This is a genomic window from Microbacterium sp., assembly GCF_035554235.1.
Taxonomy (GTDB): domain Bacteria; phylum Actinomycetota; class Actinomycetes; order Actinomycetales; family Microbacteriaceae; genus Microbacterium.
In genome coordinates, this window is the sequence record NZ_DATMIO010000274.1 from 1 (window position 1) to 5,022 (window position 5,022).

Sequence of the window (5,022 nt, forward strand, 5' to 3'; positions counted from 1 at the left end):
GACACCCGCCGCGACCGCGACGCCGACGCCGACCGAGACCGAGCTCGCCGACGACATGTCCGTGGACTGGGGCGCGACGCTCTTCGTCAATCTGCTCCCCGTGCTGGTGGCCGCCGCCATCGCCGCTGCCGTCATCGGCGCCATCGTGCTCGTCCGGCGCCGTCGCCGCGAGCGCGACGAGGAGGCCCCGCGGACCGGAAGCGAGCCCCCCGCCGACCGATAGGCTTGAGGCATGCCTCACTACGACGTCGTCATCCTTGGCGCGGGTCCCGGCGGATATGTCGCGGCCGTTCGCAGCGCCCAACTCGGCCTTTCCGTCGCGATCATCGAAGAGAAGTACTGGGGCGGTGTCTGCCTCAATGTCGGCTGCATCCCCTCCAAGGCACTGCTGAAGAACGCAGACCTCGCGCACCAGTTCACCCACAAGGCCGAGCTGTTCGGCATCTCGGGCGACGTGCACTTCGACTTCGGCGTCGCGTGGGATCGCAGCCGCAAGGTCGCAGACACCCATGTCAAGGGCATCCACTACCTGATGAAGAAGAACAAGGTCACGGAGTACGAAGGGCGCGGGGCCTTCGTCGACGCGAACACGATCGACGTGGCCAAGGCCGACGGATCGAGCGAGCGCGTGACGTTCGACAACGCGATCATCGCGACCGGCTCGACCGTGCGCCTGCTTCCGGGCGTCACCCTGAGCGAGAACGTCGTCACGTACGAGGAGCAGATCCTCACGCGCGACCTGCCCGGCTCGATCGTCATCGTCGGCGCCGGCGCGATCGGCATGGAGTTCGGTTTCGTCCTCGCCAACTACGGCGTCAAGGTCACGATCATCGAGTTCCTCGACCGGGCGCTGCCCAACGAGGACGCGGATGTCTCGAAGGAGATCGCCCGCCAGTACAAGGGCTACGGCATCGACATCCTGACCTCGACGAAGGTCGAGACGGTCGTCGACTCGGGCGAGAAGGTCACCGTGTCGTACACGGCGAAGGACGGCACGCAGGGCTCGATCGAGGCCGACAAGGTTCTCATGTCGATCGGCTTCGCGGCGCGCGTCGAGGGCTTCGGGCTCGAGAAGTCCGGCGTTCAGCTCACCGAGCGCGGGGCGATCGCCATCGACGACCACATGCGCACGAACGTGCCGCACATCTACGCGATCGGTGACGTCACCGCCAAGCTGCAGCTCGCACACGTCGCCGAGGCGCAGGGCGTCGTGGCCGCCGAGACCATCGGCAAGGCCGAGACGATGCCGCTGGGCGACTACCGGATGATGCCGCGCGCGACGTTCTGCTCGCCCCAGGTCGCCTCGTTCGGGCTCACCGAGCAGCAGGCCCGGGACGAGGGCTACGACGTCAAGGTCGCCAAGTTCCCGTTCAGCGCCAACGGCAAGGCGAACGGCCTCGGCGAGCCCATCGGCTTCGTCAAGCTCGTCGCCGACGCCGAGCACCTCGAACTGCTCGGCGGGCACTTGATCGGACCCGACGTGTCAGAGCTGCTTCCCGAGCTGACGCTCGCGCAGAAGTGGGACCTCACAGCCCTCGAAGCGGCACGCAACGTGCACACGCACCCGACGCTGTCGGAGGCCGTGCAGGAGGCGTTCCACGGCCTCGCGGGGCACATGATCAACCTCTGAGCGTCGGCCTCGGGAGGCCTCGATCAGGGCCATACGCCGATGATCGCTCCCATGATCGCGATCGCGACCGTGTCGTGGGCGACGTCGATCGTCGTGAGGGTCGCGCTGCGGCCGGCGAAGCCGTTGTGGATGACGTGCGCCCCGCCGCGGACGATCAGGCCGATCACGGCGCCGACCAGGAAGCCCTCGAGCAGCCCGCTGGTGCCCGTACCCGCGAAGATCGTCGCGAGCACGACGGCCGTCAGGAACGACGCGATGAAGACCCCGATGAAGACGACGGCCATGCCCGAGCGATCCCCCGGATTGTCGGGGTCGACCCCGATCTCCTTCATCCAGGCGCGGCCGAGCACCGGGCGCGCGTACCAGATCGCCCCGACGGCGAAGCTCGAGACGGCGGCGAGGAGCACGGCCCACCAGTTCAGCGTGGGCAGCGTGTCGATGAGGAACATGGCGGACTCCCTTCGTGGCCGCTGCGGTGCGGCTCCTGACGCGAACGCTACAGGTCCTGCCGAGAATCGGCACGGCGTCCGGCACTCGGCGCGTCGCCGCGAGTCTCGGCCGCCCGACCGAGTGTCGCGCGAAAGGCCGGCGGGCGGTGGCGGTGCGGGCGAAGGAAGGCTGGCGTTCACACCCCTGGCGCGGAGCACCGCGGGATCCTAGACTCGCGGCAACGCCCGCACGCGGGAGTGACCGACGCCGCCCCTTATCGAAGCCGAAGGGCGGCGTTGGTGTCTGGGCGGGTCAGTGCCCCAGGGCTCGGGCGAGCTTCGAGGCGGATGCCGCCTTCCGCGCGCCCGCGGCATGCACGGCGCGCTCGACCGCGGCGAAGAATCCGTCGATGTCGGCCGGTGCGGCCACCGCGAGTTCGATCTCCCACTCGCGCCACGAGCGGCGGGCGCCGGAGCGAAGGTCGGTGGAGCGCACGCGGTCGTCCACGAACTCGGCGACCGTGCGGCCGTCGGCGCCGCGCAGGGCGTATGCCGTGCGCTCGTTCTGGATGCGGGCAAGGGGCAGGAGCGGCTCGGTGGTGAACTCGGCGATGCGATCGAGCACCTCCGCGGGGATGTCGGGGGTGTCACCGAGCGGCCACTGCAGCTCGGTGCGCCCCCCGTGCACAAGGGCGCCCTTCAGGTGCCATCCGGCATCCGGCCCTCCCGTGCGGCGCCGCAGCGCCGCCCCCGCGCGCGCGAGATCGAGGCTCGCGGTGTCCCAGTACGCGGCATCCAGCGGCCGGATCTCCGCCTCGGCCACGGTGACGACGCCAGGCAGCCCCGTCCAGTCGGGAAGGGGCGTCTGGTCGTCGACGTCGAACTTGCGCTCGATCTCGTGCGAACTCGACGGAGCGGTCACGCGCGGCCCTCAGTCGTCGCCGGGCCCGATCTCATCCGTCGCCTCGACGAACCAGAACTCGGCCTCGGAGGGCCCGTCTCCCTGCCCCGTGCGCTCGAGATCTCCCTCACGCCGGTAGATGATCTGACCCTCCCCGTAAGGGACGATGAGCGATGCGAGTTCGGGCGACTCGAGGGGCAGCAGCTGCCCGTCGAGGGGCCCACCGTGAAGACGTGCGATTGCCATCCCCCCACAGTAGACCCGGCCCCGGCATCGAGCCCCCGCACGCGCGTCCGGCAAGCGTTTGCAGGTCCCTTAGAATCGGCCGCATGAAGGCCATCCGCACGTTCACGGTCCGACCTGTCCTCGCCCACTCCCTCTCCGCTCTCGACACCCTCGCCGCCAATTGGCGCTGGTCGTGGAGCCGCGCGACGCATGCGCTCTTCGAGTCGATGGATCCGAAGCTGTGGAACGACGTGGGCGCCAACCCGGCGCGGATGCTGGGGGCGCTCGGTCAGGCGCGGCTCGACGAGCTCGCCGCCGACGACCAGTTCGTGCAGCGCGTGCGCGAGGAGTCCGAGCGGCTCGAGGCGTACCTGACGGGCGACCGCTGGTATCAGGGCCTCGAGGGCCCGAAGCCCGCGCACATCGCGTACTTCTCACCCGAGTTCGGCGTGGACGGCTCGCTGCCCCAGTACTCGGGCGGGCTCGGCATCCTGGCCGGCGATCATCTGAAGAGCTCGTCCGATCTCGGTGTGCCGCTGACGGGGGTCGGACTCTTCTACCGCGCCGGCTACTTCCGGCAGTCGATCGGCGACGACGGCTGGCAGCGTGAGAGCTACCCGCTGCTCGACCCGTACGGCCTCGGCCTGACCCTCCTGCGCGAGAACGACGGCTCCCCCGTCGAGGTCACGCTCGCCCTGCCGCACGACCGGTACCTGCATGCCCGCGTCTGGGTCGCCGACATCGGCCGCGTGCCTCTGCTGCTGCTCGATTCCGAGACGCCCTCGAACTCCGATGAGATGCGCCGCGTCACCGACCGGCTCTATGGCGGCGGCGGCGAGCACCGCCTGCTGCAGGAGCTGCTGCTGGGGGTCGGCGGCGTGCGCGCGGTGCGCGCGTTCTGCGCGATCACCGACCGCCCGGCGCCCGATGTGTACCACACGAACGAGGGGCACGCCGGGTTCCAGGGCCTCGAGCGGATGTCGGAGCTCATCACCCACGACGGCCTGACCTTCGACGAGGCGCTCGCCCAGGTGCGCGCATCCACCGTCTTCACGACGCACACGCCCGTCCCGGCCGGCATCGACCGTTTTCCGCGCGACCTGATCTCCGAGTACCTCGCAAGCGGCCTGCTCGAGAGCATCGATGCGCAGCGCGCCCTCACCCTCGGGCTCGAGGATTACGAGGGCGGCGACCACTCGGTGTTCAACATGGCCGTCCTCGGCCTGCACATCGGGCAGCACGCCAACGGCGTCTCCCTGCTGCACGGCGCCGTCAGCCGCGGCATGTTCGGCCAGCTCTGGCCGGGAGTCGACACCGACGAGGTTCCGATCACGTCGATAACGAACGGCGTGCACGCCCCCACGTGGGTGCATCCGGCGCTCAAGGCGGTCAGCGAGCGCGCGTTCGGCGACGCGTACACCGACACACACGACTGGCGGGATGCCGGGGCCGTTTCGGACGAGGAGCTCTGGGGTGTCCGCTCCCTCATGAAGGACGAGCTCGTGGGCGAGGCGAGACGCCGGGTCGCGGCATCCGCCATGCAGGCCAGCGGACGCGATCGTGCCCCCGCCTGGATCGAGCACATGCTCGACCCGACGATCCTCACGATCGGCTTCGCGCGCCGTGTGCCGACGTACAAGCGCCTTACGCTCATGCTGCGCGAGCCCGAGCGGCTCACGCGGCTGCTGACCGATCCGGAGCGTCCGGTGCAGATCGTGATCGGCGGCAAATCGCACCCGGCGGATGATTCGGGCAAGATCCTCATCCAGCAGCTCGTGCGATTCAGCCGCGACCCCAAGGTGCGCGGACGCATCGTGTTCCTGCCCGACTACGACATC

Annotated in this window: 6 protein-coding genes; 3 read left to right on the forward strand and 3 right to left on the reverse strand. The window is 69.7% G+C overall.

The features are described 5' to 3' along the window. Together VNT50_RS13925 and lpdA are read left to right on the forward strand one after the other, a co-directional pair. On the forward strand, window positions 1-223 hold a 223-nt coding region (locus VNT50_RS13925), incomplete at its 5' end, for a hypothetical protein (RefSeq protein WP_325485710.1). Between the two features lie 9 nt (window positions 224-232). Further along, window positions 233-1,630 (forward strand): dihydrolipoyl dehydrogenase, encoded by a 1,398-nt coding sequence (gene lpdA, locus VNT50_RS13930; protein WP_325485711.1) that lies wholly within the window; start codon window positions 233-235, stop codon window positions 1,628-1,630. Between the two features lie 23 nt (window positions 1,631-1,653). Here lpdA and VNT50_RS13935 read toward each other — a convergent pair whose 3' ends face one another. The 3 genes from VNT50_RS13935 to VNT50_RS13945 form a co-directional block, all read right to left on the reverse strand. Further along, a complete protein-coding gene (locus tag VNT50_RS13935; protein ID WP_325485712.1) occupies window positions 1,654-2,079 on the reverse strand; it encodes a DUF1761 domain-containing protein in 426 nt (141 codons plus the stop codon). A gap of 292 nt (window positions 2,080-2,371) precedes the next feature. After that, window positions 2,372-2,980, reverse strand: coding sequence for a CYTH domain-containing protein (locus VNT50_RS13940; RefSeq protein ID WP_325485713.1), 609 nt, complete (start codon window positions 2,978-2,980; stop codon window positions 2,372-2,374). Between the two features lie 9 nt (window positions 2,981-2,989). Then, window positions 2,990-3,205, reverse strand: coding sequence for a response regulator (locus VNT50_RS13945; RefSeq protein WP_325485714.1), 216 nt, complete (start codon window positions 3,203-3,205; stop codon window positions 2,990-2,992). 83 nt (window positions 3,206-3,288) lie between these two features. Between VNT50_RS13945 and glgP the strand changes: the two genes are divergently transcribed. Beyond that, a partial coding sequence (gene glgP / locus VNT50_RS13950; protein ID WP_325485715.1) for an alpha-glucan family phosphorylase occupies window positions 3,289-5,022 on the forward strand: 1,734 nt, incomplete at its 3' end.